General features: G+C 65.6%; 19 protein-coding genes. 12 read left to right on the top strand and 7 right to left on the bottom strand.

The window, feature by feature from the left end; translation table 11 throughout:
• The first annotated feature begins 31 nt into the window (after positions 1-31).
• The gene (locus tag ACWW36_RS09700; protein ID WP_456141330.1) at positions 32-679 is read left to right on the top strand and encodes a class I SAM-dependent methyltransferase; all 648 of its coding nucleotides are present in this window, start codon (positions 32-34) and stop codon (positions 677-679) included.
• On the opposite strand, the gene ACWW36_RS09695 is transcribed toward ACWW36_RS09700, so the two are convergent.
• From ACWW36_RS09695 to ACWW36_RS09680, 4 genes are all read right to left on the bottom strand, one after another.
• Positions 676-2160, bottom strand: coding sequence for a purine-cytosine permease family protein (locus ACWW36_RS09695; RefSeq protein ID WP_456141329.1), 1485 nt, complete (start codon positions 2158-2160; stop codon positions 676-678). The two genes, ACWW36_RS09700 and ACWW36_RS09695, sit on opposite strands and share 4 nt — an antisense overlap.
• A 161-nt stretch (positions 2161-2321) precedes the next feature.
• Positions 2322-3392, bottom strand: coding sequence for a prenyltransferase (locus ACWW36_RS09690; protein WP_456141328.1), 1071 nt, complete (start codon positions 3390-3392; stop codon positions 2322-2324).
• Positions 3379-4110 (bottom strand): class I SAM-dependent methyltransferase, encoded by a 732-nt coding sequence (locus ACWW36_RS09685; protein WP_456141327.1) that lies wholly within the window; start codon positions 4108-4110, stop codon positions 3379-3381. The genes ACWW36_RS09690 and ACWW36_RS09685 overlap by 14 nt, the downstream gene beginning before the upstream one ends.
• Positions 4104-5327 (bottom strand): glycosyltransferase family 4 protein, encoded by a 1224-nt coding sequence (locus ACWW36_RS09680; RefSeq protein WP_456141326.1) that lies wholly within the window; start codon positions 5325-5327, stop codon positions 4104-4106. Before ACWW36_RS09680 ends, ACWW36_RS09685 begins: the two co-directional genes overlap by 7 nt.
• A 222-nt stretch (positions 5328-5549) precedes the next feature.
• Between ACWW36_RS09680 and ACWW36_RS09675 the strand changes: the two genes are divergently transcribed.
• Positions 5550-5939, top strand: a complete 390-nt coding sequence (locus ACWW36_RS09675; RefSeq protein ID WP_456141325.1) for a DUF3224 domain-containing protein — start codon at positions 5550-5552, stop codon at positions 5937-5939.
• 2 nt (positions 5940-5941) lie between these two features.
• Here ACWW36_RS09675 and ACWW36_RS09670 read toward each other — a convergent pair whose 3' ends face one another.
• Entirely contained in the window at positions 5942-6397 is a 456-nt protein-coding gene (locus ACWW36_RS09670; protein ID WP_456141324.1) for a PPOX class F420-dependent oxidoreductase, read from the bottom strand.
• A gap of 26 nt (positions 6398-6423) precedes the next feature.
• Here ACWW36_RS09670 and ACWW36_RS09665 point away from each other — a divergent pair, with 26 nt between their 5' ends.
• The 4 genes from ACWW36_RS09665 to ACWW36_RS09650 all read left to right on the top strand — a co-directional run bounded on the left by ACWW36_RS09665 (position 6424) and on the right by ACWW36_RS09650 (position 9480).
• On the top strand, positions 6424-6906 hold the full coding sequence (locus ACWW36_RS09665) for a flavin reductase family protein (RefSeq protein ID WP_456141323.1): 483 nt from the start codon (positions 6424-6426) through the stop codon (positions 6904-6906).
• A 9-nt stretch (positions 6907-6915) separates the two neighbouring features.
• Positions 6916-7695, top strand: a complete 780-nt coding sequence (locus ACWW36_RS09660) for a maleylpyruvate isomerase family mycothiol-dependent enzyme (RefSeq protein WP_456141322.1) — start codon at positions 6916-6918, stop codon at positions 7693-7695.
• An 86-nt stretch (positions 7696-7781) separates the two neighbouring features.
• On the top strand, positions 7782-8072 hold the full coding sequence (locus tag ACWW36_RS09655; protein WP_456141321.1) for a DUF222 domain-containing protein: 291 nt from the start codon (positions 7782-7784) through the stop codon (positions 8070-8072).
• Between the two features lie 31 nt (positions 8073-8103).
• Complete coding sequence (locus ACWW36_RS09650) at positions 8104-9480, top strand: HNH endonuclease signature motif containing protein (RefSeq protein WP_456141320.1); 1377 nt, start codon at positions 8104-8106, stop codon at positions 9478-9480.
• On the opposite strand, the gene ACWW36_RS09645 is transcribed toward ACWW36_RS09650, so the two are convergent.
• Positions 9481-9795 carry a hypothetical protein gene (locus tag ACWW36_RS09645; protein WP_456141319.1) on the bottom strand — a complete coding sequence of 105 codons (315 nt, stop codon included), beginning with the start codon at positions 9793-9795 and terminating at the stop codon, positions 9481-9483.
• A gap of 49 nt (positions 9796-9844) precedes the next feature.
• Between ACWW36_RS09645 and ACWW36_RS09640 the strand changes: the two genes are divergently transcribed.
• Positions 9845-10477, top strand: coding sequence for an FMN-binding negative transcriptional regulator (locus tag ACWW36_RS09640; RefSeq protein ID WP_456141318.1), 633 nt, complete (start codon positions 9845-9847; stop codon positions 10475-10477).
• Here the strand turns inward: ACWW36_RS09640 and ACWW36_RS09635 are convergent.
• Positions 10417-10941 (bottom strand): hypothetical protein, encoded by a 525-nt coding sequence (locus ACWW36_RS09635; RefSeq protein ID WP_456141317.1) that lies wholly within the window; start codon positions 10939-10941, stop codon positions 10417-10419. The two genes, ACWW36_RS09640 and ACWW36_RS09635, sit on opposite strands and share 61 nt — an antisense overlap.
• Before the next feature lie 68 nt (positions 10942-11009).
• On the opposite strand from ACWW36_RS09635, the gene ACWW36_RS09630 reads away from it, so the two are divergent.
• The 5 genes from ACWW36_RS09630 to ACWW36_RS09610 are packed head-to-tail and all read left to right on the top strand — an operon-like array spanning position 11010 to position 16734.
• Complete coding sequence (locus ACWW36_RS09630) at positions 11010-12392, top strand: acyl-CoA dehydrogenase family protein (RefSeq protein WP_456141316.1); 1383 nt, start codon at positions 11010-11012, stop codon at positions 12390-12392.
• A 12-nt stretch (positions 12393-12404) separates the two neighbouring features.
• Positions 12405-13235 (top strand): DUF427 domain-containing protein, encoded by an 831-nt coding sequence (locus tag ACWW36_RS09625; protein ID WP_456141315.1) that lies wholly within the window; start codon positions 12405-12407, stop codon positions 13233-13235.
• A complete protein-coding gene (locus ACWW36_RS09620; RefSeq protein WP_456141314.1) occupies positions 13232-13999 on the top strand; it encodes an isocitrate lyase/PEP mutase family protein in 768 nt (255 codons plus the stop codon). The genes ACWW36_RS09625 and ACWW36_RS09620 overlap by 4 nt, the downstream gene beginning before the upstream one ends.
• A gap of 57 nt (positions 14000-14056) precedes the next feature.
• A complete protein-coding gene (locus ACWW36_RS09615; RefSeq protein ID WP_456141313.1) occupies positions 14057-15235 on the top strand; it encodes an alcohol dehydrogenase catalytic domain-containing protein in 1179 nt (392 codons plus the stop codon).
• 38 nt (positions 15236-15273) lie between these two features.
• Complete coding sequence (locus tag ACWW36_RS09610; protein WP_456141312.1) at positions 15274-16734, top strand: aminotransferase class I/II-fold pyridoxal phosphate-dependent enzyme; 1461 nt, start codon at positions 15274-15276, stop codon at positions 16732-16734.
• Positions 16735-16830: the final 96 nt, after the last annotated feature.

Genomic DNA, 16830 nt, shown 5'->3' with positions numbered 1-16830 from the left:
CCTATGACCAGCAACGGTAAGTTGGACGCCGATGAGCCACACAGATGAACTTTTCGCCCTCGCAGAGCAGGTCATCGGCTTCATGCCCGCCGACGAGGGCCGGACGCTGTACGACACGGCGGTCAAGTATCTGGGCGACGGCGTCGGCGTCGAGATCGGTACCTACTGCGGCAAGTCCACGGTGCTGCTCGGCGCTGCGGCCCAGCAGACCGGCGGCGTGGTGTACACCATCGACCATCATCACGGCTCTGAGGAGCACCAGCCCGGCTGGGAGTATCACGACACGTCGCTGGTCGACCCTGTCACCGGGTTGTTCGACACGCTGCCCACTGCGCGGCACACGCTGGACGCGGCGGGTCTGGACGATCACGTCGTGGCAATCGTGGGAAAGTCTCCGGTTGTCGCGCGTGGTTGGCGAATGCCGTTGCGGTTGTTGTTCATTGACGGCGGCCACACCGAAGAGGCCGCGCAGCGGGATTTCGACGGCTGGGCCAAATGGGTCGATCTCGGCGGCGCACTGATCATCCACGACGTGTTCCCCGACCCGAATGACGGCGGGCAGGCGCCATTCCACATCTATCGCCGCGCACTGGACGCCGACGATTTTCGCGAGGTGCAGGCCCAGGGGTCGATGCGCGTACTGGAGCGGACGTCAGGCGTCCCCGGCGAGGTGCTCTAGCCCGCGTCAGGCCTGTAATCCTCCTCGGGACGCAGGTGCGCTTGAGCCAACCGCTCCAGCTCTGCAGCCTCCGCTTGGGCGACCCTGGTCTCGGCCTCGACGTCGACCGACTTGGCGAGGACCCAGTACAGGATTCCCGCGACCGGAAGGCCGATGAACATTGAGATGTCAGCCCCCCCAAGTGCGTTCGCGACAAAGCCCGTGTACTTGCTGGTGCTGAGGAACGGAACCATCGCCGCGAAGCCCACGAGATACGCCGTGATGCCCCGCCAGCCCCATCGTCCGTACATACCCCGAGGGTCGAATATCTCGGCAATGGCATAGTGCCCGCGTCGCACGATGTAGTAGTCGACGAGGTTGACCGCGGTCCACGGAACAAACAAGTAGAGCACCAATAGCAGGAAATCCTCGAAGTTGGTGAGGAAGTTCTCGCCGATCAGCAATGCCGGGATAAGCGAGAGCACCGCTGTGAACGTGATGGTGACGATGCGCACCGTCGAGGTCGGCCGGACCTTCTTGAAGGAATCGATCGCGCTGATCAAGGTGAGTGATCCGCCGTACATGTTCAAGGCAGTGACCGAAATCAGGCCAAGCGTGGAGAAGACGAGCGCAACAGCGCCGAAGCCGGAGAACAGCTGATTACCGGCCGACTCGAGCGACGCGATGGTGTCGAAGTTGTCGCCCGCCCATGCGGCCAGCGCCGAACCCAAGCACATCAACCAGATCGCGCCCAGCGCGGAGCCCCAGTACGTCCACAGGAAGGTCCAGCGGACGGTGACCGACGGAGGAAGGTAGCGGGAGTAATCCGAAACGTAGATGGCCCAGCTGATCTGGTAACCCGCAACCGCGCCGAACTGGACTAGGAACGGTGTCCATTTGAAATCGCCGATGTCGAAGGAGCCGGGCGGATAGTTCAGCGTGCATACCGTGATCGTCAGGAGCCCGAAAATGACGAGGAAGCCCGCCGTCAGCCACCGCTCGACTCCATGGATGAGGTCGTAGCCCACCAGCGCTACGATCGCCGCCACCAACGTGGCGACCACGATCCACATCTTGCTGGGCCCGTGAATGGTGGCGTGCAGGGCGTCGCCCGCCAAAATAGTGTTGAAAATGTTGAAGCCCGCGTACTGCAAGTATGCGAATGCCCAGACCAGCAATGCGCCCATATACCCGAACTGCGGGCGTGACTGGATCATCTGGGGCAGCCCGAGCTGTGGCCCTTGTGCCGAGTGGAACGCCATGAAGAACGTCCCGAAGAGGACACCGGAGATGATCGCGAGAAACGACCAGATCAGGTTGCCACCCCCGGTGATCGAGAATGTGCCAACCGCCAGAGTCGCGATCTGGGCGTTGCTCATGAACCACAACGGCCCCTGACTCCATACCTGGCCGTGCCGTTCGTTAAGCGGCACATAGTCGATCGAGCGCACCTCGACCCCGGCAATGCGTCCACGAGTTGCGGGCGAAGTTTCACCGGACATGCGGCCTCCTTGCTCGGAAGGATATGGCTGACAAGAACCCCTAGCCGACGTGAAAGGCGACCGTACTCGTCGGCCCGGCGTGATCGTAAGCCTGAGCGACGTGCCTGCCGACGCTATTCGATCAAATGAATTACGCCGCGAGTCGACGGCGTCGCTAGTGACTACCGATCGCTCGTCGCGCAGGCGCAGTCGTACTCGCCCTCTAGCCCGCGAGGCAGGTCGGCGCCGCGGAAGATCCCACTCGCGGCGGTCGTCGACGACAGCGCATCAGCGGCGAGGATCATTGCCGCGCCCGTCCACGTGGTGCGTTCCTCGGGCCACCGCTTGCCGTCTGCGAACACAAGTCCGGTCCAGTACGAGCCGTCGCCTTCGCGCAGGTGGTGCATGGCCGCGAACTGCTCGCGCGCGCGGCCGGTATCGCCGATGGCGTCCAATGCCATTACCAGTTCACAGGTTTCGGCGCCCGTGACCCACGGCCGGTCGTCGACACATCGGATGCCAAGCCCGTCCACGACGAAATCGCTCCACCGCTCGTCGATGCGTGAGCGTGCCGCCGCGCCGCGCAGCGCGCCGCCGAGCACCGGGTAGTACCACTCCATCGACCATCGGTCCTTGACCACGAACGCCTCTGGGTGATCGGCGATCGCGTGGCCGAGCTGGCCGACCGCGACCTCCCACTCGGGCTGAGGGTCGTCGAAGTAGTCCGCCAGCGCCAGTGCGCACCGAATGCTGTGATAGATGCTGGCACAGCCGGTCAGCAGCGCATCGGGCTCTGGACCGGACGGGCTTGCCGCCCAGACGATTTCGCCGCTGCTTCGTTGCAGGCCGAGCACGAAGTCGATGGCCTTGCTGACGACGGGCCACATGGTTTCGGCGAACCGCCGATCACCCGTAATCAGGACGTGGTGCCATACACCGGTGGCGATGTAGGCGCAGAAGTTGCTGTCGCTGTTGGCATCCTCGATGACGCCGTTACGCACCTGGATCGGCCACGACCCGTCGGGACGCTGGGCCGTCCGGCACCACTCGAACGCGCCACGCGCGGGCTCCAACAACCCCGCCGCGGTCAGCGCCATCGCATTTTCGACGTGATCCCAAGGGTCGGTGTGGCCACCGGTGAACCACGGGATCGCACCAGAAGATTCTTGTGTTGCGGCAATCGACTGCGCGGTCTGACGGCATTGCGCCGGCGTGAGGACACCGGGCACGCCGGGGACGTCAGGAGCCAGCAACAGACACCACCGGCTTCCGGAAGTACAGCGCCACACTCTTGCCGATCACCGGATTCAACAGCGACTCCGCTGTGCGGGTGAGCCATGGCTGGCTCACCATGTCCCAGACAAGCAGCCTGTGATAAGCCTTGACGGCCGGATGATCGGAATTAGCGGTTCCCACAAGGCATTTCAGCCACCAGAACGGCGAATGCAGGGCGTGTGCGTGATGACTGTGCGTCAACCGCAGGCCGTGGGCAAGCACCTTGTCGCGTAGCTCGTCGGCCCGGTAGATGCGGATGTGGCCGCCCTCGTTGGCGTGGTATTCATCGGACAGCGCCCAGCACACCTTTTCGGGCAGCCAGCGAGGAACCGTGATCGCAAGCGAGCCACCGGGTTTGAGCACACGCACGAGTTCGGCGATCGCCCGGTCGTCCTCCGGGACGTGCTCGAGGATCTCGGATGCGATCACGCAGTCGAACGACGCGTCGGCGTACGGCAGCTCCAGCGCGTCGCCCTTCACCGCCTCGGCCGTGGCAGATTCCGGCACTTCGCCCTGCGCCTTCATCGCCTGCAGGATCTCGTCGACGTCGTTGAGATCGGCGGCGTTCTGGTCGAACGCAATGACGTCGGCGCCGCGTCGGTAGGCCTCGAAGCTGTGCCTGCCCGCGCCGCAGCCCACGTCGATCACCTTGGTGCGTGCACCGACAGCAAGCCGGTCGAAGTCGACGGTCAGCACGCGATCGCCTTTTCGTAGACCGCCACCGTCTGTGCCGCAACGGATTCCCAGCTGAAGACCTCGAGCGCGCGCCGGCGGCCCGCCGAACCCAGACGGCGCAGCTCCCGCGGCGAGTCCAGCAGTTCGCCCAGCACCCGCGTCAGCTCGTCGACGTCGGCAGGCCGGACCAGCCTGGCGCATTCGCCGTCGGCGCCGACCACCTCCGGCAGCGCGCCTGCGCGGCTCGCCACAATCGGAGTGCCGCTGGCCATCGCCTCGACTGCAGGCAGTGAGAAGCCCTCGTAGAGCGAAGGGATGCAAGCGATTTCGGCGGATGCCAGCAAGTCCGCCAACTCGGAATCGGACAACCCGCTGGAGCTGTGCACGATGTCTGAGATGCCCAGTTCGGCGATGAGCTTTTCCGTCGGGCCGTTGGGTTCGAGCTTGGCGACGAGCTGCAGTTCGAGGTCGCGTTCCACGCGAAGGCGTGCGACGGCATGCAGCAGATGGCTCACGCCCTTGAGAGGAACGTCGGCGCTGGCGATCGCGATGATCCGGCCGCGGACCCGTCGCTCTCCGGGCTTGAACAACGCGGTGTCCACACCGAGCGGCACCACGTGCAGCTGGCTGGACGCCACACCGAAGTCCTCGGCGATATCGGCGGCCGACGTCGACGAGACGGTGAGCAGTTCGGGGATCTGGCGGGCCACCTGCTTCTGCATCTCGGCGAACCCGTACCACCGCCGCACCAACGGCTTTCTCCACCACCGCGCGGCCGCCACGTCGAGCACGCGGTCGCGAGTGATCGGATGGTGCACCGTCGCGACCACCGGCAGGCCGGACTCGGCGATCTTGAGGAGCCCGGTGCCGAGGCACTGGTTGTCATGTACGACGTCGAAGTCCGCGCGGCGCTCGGCCAGGACCCGCGCCGCGCGCAGGCTGAACGTCCGAGGTTCGGGAAAGCCCGCCGTCCACGTCGTCAGCAGCTCGAGCAGATCGATTCGGGTCTTGATCTCGCTGGGCCACGGAATGCGGAACGGGTCCGGCTCGCGATACAGGTCGAGGCTGGGGACTTTGGTCAGCCGCACCCGCGGGTCGAGCACCTCGGGGTAGGGCTGTCCGGAGAAGACCTCGACGTCATGGCCGAGCTCGACAAGACCGCGGCTCAGGTGACGGACGTAGACGCCCTGCCCGCCGCAATGGGTCTTGCTCCGGTAGGACAACAACGCGATGCGCATGCTCAGCTCACGACACTGCGCACTAGCGGACGAATCCGGAGCCGGTGAACTGGACAAATCGTGTCACGCAAAGACTCCGAACCCTCTGGACATGTGTCCAGACTATAGTTTGACGTGCTAGCGGACGCAACGCGACCGCTCTGCCCTGACTACCACAATCGCGCCGCGGCCTAACGCTCGCCTGCCGATTCTCCAGCCCTCGCTCCGGGTATTCCCACTGCCATGAGCAGACACATCGAGGCTCGCTTTGAAATCGGGAGTTGGGACGAGACGCCGTTCGAGGACGGCAGTGATGCGACGAAGCTGACCGAGGCCCTCGTCTCGAAGCGGTACGAGGGCGACATCAAGGGCACCTCCACGACCAAATGGCTGCTGACCTACATGCCCGACAAGAGCGCGCTGTTTGTCGGTATCGAACACGTCACGGGAACGATCGGCGGTTTGGACGGCGGCCTGGTGCTGCTGCACGACGGTGAATACCGCGACGGTGTCGCGGCCGCCGAGCTGCGCGTTGCGTCAGGCACGGGCGGGTTGGCCGACGTGGCGGGCACCGGGAAGTTCCGCGCCGATCCCGCAGGCTCGATGACGCTCGACCTGTCGGGCGCCTGGTAGCGCTATTGGGGAGGGAAGCCGCCGGTCGCCACCGGCCCCCATCGCCGCGGGGTGATGCGGATCAGACACTTGCCTTGGTCGACCATCGCCTGTCGGTACTCCGACCAATCGGGATGCTCCCCGGCGATGGATCGGTAGTAGTCGGCCAACGGCTCGACGGCGTCCGGCAGCTCGATGACTTCGGCGTCACCGTCGACTTGTACGTACGGGCCGTTGAATTCGTCGGAGAGCACGGTCACGCTCGCGCGCGGCGTTCGCCTGACGTTGGCCGATTTGGCCCGTTGCGGATAACTGGAGATGACGATGCGTCCCGCGTCGTCGACTCCGCCCGTCACAGGCGAACTCTGCAATGAGCCGTCGGACCGAAAAGTGGTGAGCACCATACGATGTCGCGGGCGCACGAAGTCGAGCAGTTCGGGAAGCTCGACGCTGTCTGCGGTGGCGTACCTTCTGGCCATACCTAAACCCTAACGATCGGACGACGATGGAACCCTTCGAGAAACTGGTCTCACTGCTCGACTATCCGATGTACGTCGTCACCACGCGCTCCGACGACGGAGTTGCCGGCTGCCTCGTCGGGTTCACCAGCCAGGTAAGCATCGGGCCGCCGCGTTTTCTGGTGGGGCTGTCGGAGCGCAACCACACCTTTCGTGTGGCTCAGCGGGCGAGCCACCTTGCGTTGCATCTGGTCCCGCGCAGGCATAGCGAGCTCGCCCGGTTGTTCGCCAGCGAGACCGGTGATCGCACTGACAAGTTCGCGCGCTGCAAGTGGCAGCCGGGGCCGCATGGGATGCCGATCCTCTCCGACGCGGCCGGCTGGTTCGTCGGTGAGGTACTCAGCCGCTACGACATGGGCGACCATGTCGGGCACCTGCTCGAACCCGTCGCAGGCAGCGCACCGGAGAAGTTCGAGCAACTGGTTACTTTCTCCGATGTCCGCGATCTTGATCCTGGCCACGAGGCATGATTGCTAGCCGTGACCAACGACGCGGTTGGCGCGTTGCGGCTGGAACGCTTGGAAGTGCTGCAGTTCTGCCGGGATCTCGACGACGCCGACTGGAAGACGCCAAGCATGGCTGCGGGCTGGCGCGTGCAAGACGTGATCGCCCACATGGGTTCGGCTTGCCACGCGTTGTTCGGTCCTGCCGCGCTACAGCTCGTCCGCAGCAAGGACATTGAGCGCACTAATGACGAGATGGTCGATCCGCGTCGCGACTGGCCGGCGTCACAAGTCCTCGCAGAGTATGAGCGCTGGAGTCGGGTGGTGCTGCGCACGATGGGCCTGCTTGCCCGAACTCCGCTGACGCGCATGCCGACACGGTTGGCGGACCTCGGTCGTTTTCCGGTCGGCCAGCTGCTGTGCGCGATCGTGTTCGATACCCACACCCATCTGCGCCACGACATCGCGCCCGCGCTTGGCCGGGATGCGCCTGCCACCGATGCCAACCGGATCGCCGTCGTGCTCGAGTGGATGATGGCGGTGCTCGGCAACCAGCTGGGTGCCGCTCGACCGGGATGGCTGGATCGGCCAGTGGCCATCAGTTTGTCCGGTCCCGGCGGCCGGCGCTGGGTGGTGCGCCCGGACGGTGGCGTCTATGTGGGGTCATCGGACGGGTGCGCAGCCCAGATCGCCGGGCGGGCAATCGAATTCCCCGAGTGGGGCACGCAGCGGGTCGGATGGCGCGAACGTGACGTGACGATCGGCGGCGACGCGGACTACGCCGCCCGGTTCCTGGACTATGTGAACGTCGTTTGAGCGCCTACGACTACATCGTGATCGGCGCCGACTCAGCGGATTGCGGACGAGCGCTACTTGTCGGTGGGCGGCTGCATGGTTAGTGCATGACGACTACAAAAGATCAGATCATCGGGGCGCTCGAGGCGGTTGAATCCGGCTATCGCGCGCTTTCCGTGTTGCCATTGGATGCGCTGTCGCGCGCGGATAGATATGCACTTCTCGAGCGGCTGGAAACGTTCGACAAAGCGTCGGCCGGACTCAGTCGAAGGCTGATCGGCCGGATCCTCGCCGAGGCCGACCCTGCTGCACAAGCAGACACGTTGTCCAGGAGGTTGCGGATTTCGACCGGCGAAGCACAACGACGGATATCTGAGGCCGAGCGCCCGTCGGCGTAACTTGTCGGTGGTTCGAACTAATGTTCGATGTATGGGTTCGGATCGTGAGGCTGTGGCGGCGGTCTATGACGAGTGGGAGGCCGTCAACGAGAAGGTGGCCGCGCTGTCGCTGGACGCGCTGACGCATACCGAGCTGCTGGCGTTGCAGCACCGCCGCGAGGTGGTGGCGCGCCGCCAGCCGATGGTCGACCATCAGATCATCAGCCGGCTGGCCGCCGAAGCCGATCCGAAGGCGTTGGGCGGTAAGAATTTGGCGGATGTGTTGGCGACGCGGTTGCGGATCTCGCCGAAAGAAGCCAAGCGGAGGATCAAGCACGCCGAGCTGGTGGGGCCGCGGCGTGGGCTGACGGGCGAGGGGCTGCAACCGCAGTTGCCGAAGGTGGCCGCCGCCCAGCAGCGCGGGCTGATCGGGGTCGAGCATGTGCAGGTGCTCGCGCGATTCTTCGATGCGCTACCGGCTTCCGTCGATGCCCAGACCCGGGAGTTGGCTGAGGCGGATTTGGCCCGCGCCGCCGCGGGGGTGGGGCCGGTCGAATTGCGCGAGGCCGCGGACCGCTTGGCGTTCTTGCTCAACCAGGACGGCGACGAGCCGGAGGAGGCCGAGCACGCCCGGCGGCGCTATCTGACGATTGAGAAGCAGGGCATCGATGGGACGAGCCGCATCCACGGCCGGTTGGATCCCGAAGGCCGGGCGACTTTGGATGCGGTGTTGGCCAAGTGGGCCGCCCCTGGCATGTGCAACCCCGGAGACGAGGCGCCATGCGTCGACGAGCAACCGGCCGAGGCCGCGGTGCACAGTGATCAGCGTTCGCAAGGTCAGCGCAATCACGACGCGCTCACCGCGATGGGGCGCAGTGTGCTCAGTTCGGGGAAGCTGGGTCAGCACAACGGGCTGCCCTGCACGATCATCGTGACCACCACACTGCAAGAACTGGTGTCCGGAAAAGGGCACGCGCTCACCGCTGGGGGCACCTTCTTACCAATGAGTGCGGTGATCAAGCTGGCCACCCACTCCTATCACTATCTGTCGGTGTTCGACCGCCACACCGGGTTGCCGCTATATCTGGGACGCGCTCGACGGACCGCCTCGGCCGCCCAACGCATCGTGTTGCTGGCGAAGGAACGCGGCTGCACCCGACCCGGCTGCAGCGCACCGGGATATCGCTGCCAGGTTCACCACGCCGACCGGAATTGGACCAATAACGGCCAAACCAACATCGACGAACTCACCCTCGCCTGCGGAGGCGACAACCGCCTGGTCGAAGAGGGCGGCTGGACCACCCGCAAACGCGACGACGGCCGCACGGAATGGATACCGCCACCGCACCTGGACACCGGACAAGCCCGGGTCAACAACTTCCACCACCCCGAGAAATACCTACTACCCGAAGAAGACCAAGGGCCGTAGCTAGCCGCGATCCACTATTCGTTTGAGCATCCACGCGGGTATCCAGTGCGTCACCGATTTGCGCCGCGCGCCGTAGGCGATGTCGTACGTGACGAGTCCCCACCAGTGGCCCTGCTCGCACATACCCCAGCAGGTGAGCCGGCCCTCGACCACCGCATGCATCTGCAATCCGGCCGGGTTGTAGCCGCCGCCGCGGTGCGGCTCGCGCGGAAACAATGCGGCGAGGTCCACCAGCACTGCGACGGGCGGATCCACCCGCCGGAACGCCTGCTCCACGGGCTGCCCGTTGTAGCCGATCGACTGGAGCTCGCCCACTGTTCGATCATACGTTCGAACACCCACCTGGCCCTACGCTTGAGTGACCATGTACGTACCCAGGAAGTTCGCGCTGTCTGATGACAAAACCCGCGATGCATTGGCCCAAGCCGGGTTCGCGCATCTGGTCACGCACGACTCGACGGGTTTGATCGTCACGCCGCTTCCCCTCATCTACGACGGGCACTCGCTCCTTGGCCATGTCGCCCGCGCCAACCCCCACTGGCATGCCGACGGCGCCGAGTCCGTCGCCATCTTCTCCGGCGCGCAGGCCTACATTTCACCGAGCCTGTATGCGACAAAGGCCGAGACCGGCAAGGTCGTTCCCACCTGGAACTACGAGGTGCTGCATGTCCACGGCCGATTGGTCGTGCACGACGATCCCGACTGGGTGCTCAATCTCGTCACCACCCTGACGAACAACCATGAGAAGCACCGCGCTCAGCCGTGGCAGGTGAGCGACGCACCCGAGAGCTACACCCGCGCGCAGCTACGAGCGATCGTCGGCGTCGAGCTCGTCATCGACCACGTCGAAGGCAAGGCGAAGATGTCCCAGAACCAACCCGAACGCAACCGCGCCGGCGTCGTCGCCGGACTCAAGGCTTCCGACGCGCCGCACGATCAGCTCGTCGCTGACCGGGTGGCCGAGCTCGGCAGCACGAACGCAAACGGCCTCGGGTAACCCACTCCACGCAGCCGCGACCGCCGCATGTCGTTCAGCTCGACCGAGCGCACCTCCCCCGACGACGGTTCATAGCACTCGAGCCGATCACCAACCGCGTCGACGATCAGTACCCAATGCCGGGGAACGATCCGGCCGATCAACATCGCCACGGGCCAGCCTGCCTCGACCGATCGCCGCACATCGGCCAGTCCGTCCCACCGGCCGCGGAACAGCCGCCATCGATACCTGGCCGCACTGTGCATGTTGACCGCCCGCGCCATTCCCATCGGAGTCGTGCCGAGGCGGCGCGGCCAGATCCGGTTCACCTCCGCATGCACTCGGGCCTGCTCGCTTGCAAACCATTCATTGCCCGACAGCCGAGCGCGATAGCCAGGGTCCAGCAGGGCGCCTGCCACCACCGCGACCGTCGGCCCGCACGTGACCCCGTCGCGCTGCCGAAGATGAAGGCCCGCGAGTTTCACCGCCCAAGTGTGCGGCACAAACGGGGCAATTGTTTCGTAACCGGCGTGCGCGGCTAATCGGAGGATCGATGGCCTTCGATATCACTCCCACCGCCGCGCAACACGACCTTGCGCGGCGCACGCACGAGTTCGCCGAGAAGTGCGTCCGCCCGGTCGCGGCCGAGTACGACCAGCGCCAGGAATTCCCGTGGCCGGTTTTAGAAGAAGCGGCTGCCCGGGGTTTCTATGGCCCGTTGTTCTACCGCGACCTGATCGGCGACCCCACGGGACTGTCGCTGCCGATGTTCATGGAAGAGCTCTTCTGGGGCTGCGCAGGCATCGGCCTTGCCGTGGTGATGCCCGCCCTGGCGCTCTCAGCCATCGGCCAGGCCGCATCGCCCGAGCAGATGCTCCAATGGGCGCCCGAATGCTTCGGCACGCCAGGCGATCTCAAGCTCGCCGCGCTCGCGATCTCCGAACCCGAGGGCGGCAGCGACGTCCGCAATCTGCGCACGACGGCGCGCCGCGACGGCGACGACTGGATCATCGACGGCCACAAGATGTTCATCGGCAACGGCGGCATCGCCAACGTGCACGTCGTCAACGCGGTCGTCGACCAGGAACTCGGCCACAAGGGTCAGGCACTTTTCATCGTGCCCGGCGGCACCCCTGGCCTGGAGATGGTCCGCAAGCTCGACAAGCTCGGCTGCCGCGCTTCGCACACGGCAGAACTCAAATTCAACAACGTCCGCGTGCCCGGCGATCACCTGCTCGGCGGACACGAGAAGCTCGAACACAAACTCGCCAAGGCGCGCGAGGCGATCGAAGGCGGACAGCGCTCCGGGTCGGCCACGCTGGGCACCTTCGAACAGACGCGGCCCATGGTTGCCGCACAGGCGCTCGGAATCGCCAGGGCTGCACTCGAATACGTCACCGAATACGCGAACCGCCGCGTGGCATTCGGCTCTCCGATCATCGACAACCAGGGCATCGCCTTTCCACTGGCCGACCTGGCCACCGCGATCGACGCCGCACGGCTGCTCACCTGGCGGGCGTCGTGGATGGCCGCGTCCGGTGTGCCGTTCGAGCGCGGCGAGGGCTCGATGTCGAAGCTGGCCGCCAGCGAAGTCGCCGTCAAGACGACCGAGCGGGCTATCCAGACGATGGGTGGCTGGGGCTACCTGAAGGACCACCCGGTTGAGAAGTGGTATCGAGATGCCAAGCTGTACACCATCTTTGAAGGCACGAGCGAGATCCAGCGCATTGTGATCTCCAATGCGCTTGGCGCCGCCGACGGCAAGCCACCGCTGCATGTGGACCTCGAGCCGACCGGTGGCCCGCTGAACAAGATGTTCGGCCGCGGCGCCGAGATGCGCACGCGAGCGGCCAGTGCCGCGCTTTCCGCCAAGGATCGCGTGCCCGGCCCGATAATGCGAGTGGCGATGAACTTGTTGCGCCCGCCCCGCAAATGAAAGGGGTCCGCGATGGGCGTTCGAATGATGGACCTGCTCAGCGGCAGTCTCGACACTCTGCGGTATGAGCCGACGGCCAAGAGAATTCGCGTTTACCTCGCAGGCGAGCCGGTCGCCGACACGTATGAAGCACGGTTGGTCTGGGAGCCGCGGCGCGTCGTGCCGACCTACGCCGTCCCGCGCAGTGCCCTGACGGCGCAACTCGTCCCGGCCGGTGCCGAGTCGGGTGCCGACGAGGACGTCGGCGTTCGGCTGCCCGCGATCAGCTCTCGCCCGATCCTCGATCCGACGGTTCCGTTCGACGCGCATTCGTGCTCGGGCACCGCATACGACGTCCTCGTTGGCGACGAGACCGGCGCCGCGGCGGCGTTCCGACCCGACGACCCCGACCTGTCCGACTACGTGATCCTCGAGTTCAACGCGTTCGAATGGCGCGAGGAGGACGAGCCGATCGTCAGCCACCCGCACGATCCGTTCGGCCGGATCGATGTGCTGCGCAGCAGCCGCCATATCCGGATCGAGTCCGATGGCCAACTCTTGGCCGAGTCGTCGCGGCCCATGCTGCTCTTCGAAACGCTGCTGCCGGTGCGGTTCTACCTTCCACGCGAAGACGTCGCCGTGCGGCTCGAACCCAGCGAAACGGTGACCTACTGCGCGTACAAGGGCCGGGCCTCCTACTTCTCGGTGCCCGACGGGCCGCGCGACATCGCATGGACCTACCACGAGCCGCTGCACGACGCCGAGCCCGTCCGTGACCGGGTCTGCTTCTTCGACGAGCGCCTCGACGTGATCGTCGACGGCGAGCGCCGCGGCCGGCCTGTCACGCCGTGGAGCGACGGATGACGTTCGCGGACTTGCACTTTGGCGAGCTGCCGCTGCTGTTACCCAATGCTTGGGATGTGCCGTCGGCACTCGCTCTGCTCGAATGCGGGTTCACCGCCATCGGTACGACGAGCTTCGGTGTGGCCTCCAGCCTCGGACGGCCCGACGGCGGCCGCGCCACCCGAGACGCCAACATCGAACTCGCCGCCGCGCTGCGCACACTTGACTGCTATGTCTCCATGGACATCGAAGACGGCTATGCAGACGGGCCTGATGACGTCGCCACCTACGTCGCGCAGTTGCCCGTCGATGGCATCAACATCGAGGACAGCTCGGCCGAAAAGCTGATCACCCCGCAGGCACACGCCGCCAAAGTCGCTGCGATCAAACAACGTTCGCCCGACGTGTTCGTCAACGCTAGAGTCGACACGTACTGGCTCGGCCAGGACGCAACCGTGGCCTCCACGCTGGACCGCGCCACCCAGTACGTTGCCGCCGGCGCCGACGGCATCTTCGTTCCCGGCGCCACTGATCCCGACGTGCTGCGCGAGCTCACCGGCGCGATCGAGCGTCCGGTCAACGTCCTCGCCATCCCGGGCTGCTCGCTAGCCGACCTCGCCGCCCTCGGAGTGCGCCGGGTGTCGACGGGCTCGCTGCCGTACCGCGCCGCGATCCATGCCGCCGCCCAGGTCGCGGTCGCCGTGCGTGACGGTCGTGAAATCCCTGCGGCTAAACCATATCCGGAGATGCAGGCGCGTCTGGTGCGATTCGCCGTCCGGTCGTAGGTTTGACGCTCCTGCGAGTGGGCACGCCCATAGAAAGCTCACCGCAGAGGAGGACCCATGCGAGCAGTCACGTGGCAGGGGCGGAGAAAAGTGTCCGTCGACACGGTGCCCGACCCGGCGATCAAGGAACCGACCGACGCGATCATCCGCGTCACGAGCACCAACATCTGCGGGTCGGATCTTCACCTGTACGAGGTGCTCGGCGCATTCATGAGCCAAGGCGACATCTTGGGACATGAGGCGATGGGCGTCGTCGAAGAGGTCGGCCGCGAGACCGGTGACCTCAACGTGGGCGACCGCGTCGTGATCCCGTTCAACATCTCGTGCGGACACTGCTTCATGTGCGGCCACGGACTGCAAAGCCAATGCGAGACGACGCAGAACCGCGACCAGGGCACCGGCGCCGCGCTGTTCGGTTACTCCAAGCTGTACGGCGAGGTGGCCGGCGGCCAGGCCGAGTATCTGCGCGTGCCGCAGGCCCAGTACACCCACATCAAGGTCCCCGACGACGGGCCGGATGAACGCTACGTATACCTGTCCGACGTGCTGCCCACCGCGTGGCAGGCCGTCGAATACGCGGACGTGCCCGACGGCGGCACCCTTGTGGTGCTCGGCCTCGGGCCGATCGGCTCGATGGCGTGCCGGATCGCAACGCAGCGCAAGGGATGTCGGGTCCTCGGTGTCGACCTGGTGGACGAACGCCTCAGCCGGGCACGCGAATACTGCGAAGACGTCATCGACCTGCGCAAGGACGACGCCGAAGACGTCGTGATGAGCTACACCGAGGGCCGCGGCGCCGACTCGGTGATCGACGCGGTCGGGATGGAGGCCCACGGGTCCCCGATCGCCGAGACCGTGCACACCGCCGCGGGCTTCCTTCCACCGCCGGTGGGCCGGGCCGTGATGCGGCACGCGGGCGTCGACCGGCTCGCCGCACTGAACTCCGCGATCTCACTGGTGCGCCGCGGCGGAACCATCTCCCTGTCCGGCGTCTACGGCGGAGCGGCCGACCCGATCAACATGATGACGTTGTTCGACAAGCAGATTCAGCTGCGGATGGGCCAGGCCAACGTGAAGCGGTGGGTGCCGGACATCATGCCGCTGCTGACCGACTCCGATCCGCTCGGCGTCGAGCAGTTCGCTACCCATCGGCTGCCGCTGAGCTCGGCACCCGATGCCTACGAGACATTCCAGAAGAAGCAAGACGGCATGGTCAAGGTGGTGCTCAAGCCCTGACGCGATTGAGCACCGCACGCGCGGGTACTCGATCAGTCATGGATCAATCCGAAGCGCCGCTCCTCGACGCGCTGGTGGACTACCGAAAACGCAACCGGTACGGCTACACGCCGCCAGGACATCGACAGGGTCGCGGCACCGACGACAGGGTTCTCGCCGTGCTCGGTCACGAGCCCTTCCAAGACGACCTCCTGGCCAGCGGCGGGCTGGACGATCGCCGCACCAGCAACAAGTACCTCAAGCACGCCGAAGACTTGATGGCCGAAGCCGTCGGCGCAGAAATGGCGTTCTTCTCGACGTGCGGGAGTTCGCTGTCGGTCAAGGCGGCCATGATGGCGGTCGCGGGCGGGGACGGCAGCCTGTTGGTCCCCCGCGACAGCCACAAATCCGTGGTGGCCGGGCTGATCTTCTCCGGCGTTCAGGCACGGTGGATCACTCCGCGCTGGGACGCCGAACGGCATTTCTCGCATCCGCCGTCGCCACAGGATTACGCCGACGCATGGGAACGCTCCCCCGATGCGGCGGGCGCGTTGGTGGTGAGCCCGAGTCCGTATGGCACGTGTACGGATCTCGAGGGCATCGCCAAGGTCTGCCACGACCGAGGCAAGCCACTGATCGTTGACGAGGCCTGGGGTGCACACCTGCCGTTCCACGAAGACCTTCCGACCTGGGCGATGGATGCAGGCGCCGACGTCTGTGTGGTCAGCGTGCACAAGATGGGCGCCGGATTCGAACAAGGCTCGGTCTTCCACGTGCAGGGCGATCTGGTGGACCGGGACCGGCTTTCGGCATGTGCGGATCTGCTGATGACCACCAGTCCGAACGTCATGGTGTATGCGGCGCTCGACGGGTGGCGCCGGCAGATGGTCGAACACGGTCGCGAATTGCTCGGCAACGCACTGGAATTGGTGCGCGGACTTCGCAACGATATCGAGCTGATCCCCGATGTCGAGGTGCTCGACGACGAACTGCTCGGCGTCGAAGCCTGTCACGACCTGGACCGGTTGCAGATCCTGATGGACCTTTCCGCCACCGGGACGTCGGGCTACCAGGCCGCCGACTGGCTGCGCGAGCACAAGCAGGTCGATCTCGGCATGAGCGACCATCGCCGCCTGCTGGCCACGATGTCGTTCGCCGACGACAAGGCCACTGGCGAGCGTTTGCTCGACGCGCTGTGGGCATGGCGCAAGGCGGCCAACGACTTCGACTCGCCACCGCAGATCCGGCTGCCGTCGCCGTCGGAGATTCAACTGGAAAGTGTCCAACTGCCGCGCCAGGCGTTCTTCGGACCTGTCGAGGCCGTTCCGGCGGAGAAGGCGAGCGGACGGATCTCCGCAGAGCAGATCACGCCGTATCCGCCCGGTATACCGGCTGTGGTTCCCGGCGAGCGGCTCAATGACGCGGTCATCGACTACCTGCGCTCGGGCCTCGACGCCGGCATGAACGTGCCGGACGCAGCCGATACCTCGCTTGACACGTTCAAAGTCGTCGCCACCTGACGGCGATACCCGGTACCCCTGGTTTCAGGTGGGGCGATTCTGGCAACATTACTCATGAGTCAGTTCGGTACACGAACACTAAACGGGTGGGATCAC

The sequence above is a fragment of the Mycobacterium sp. MMS18-G62 genome, assembly GCF_053877835.1.
This window is presented reverse-complemented; position numbering and strand designations above follow the sequence as displayed.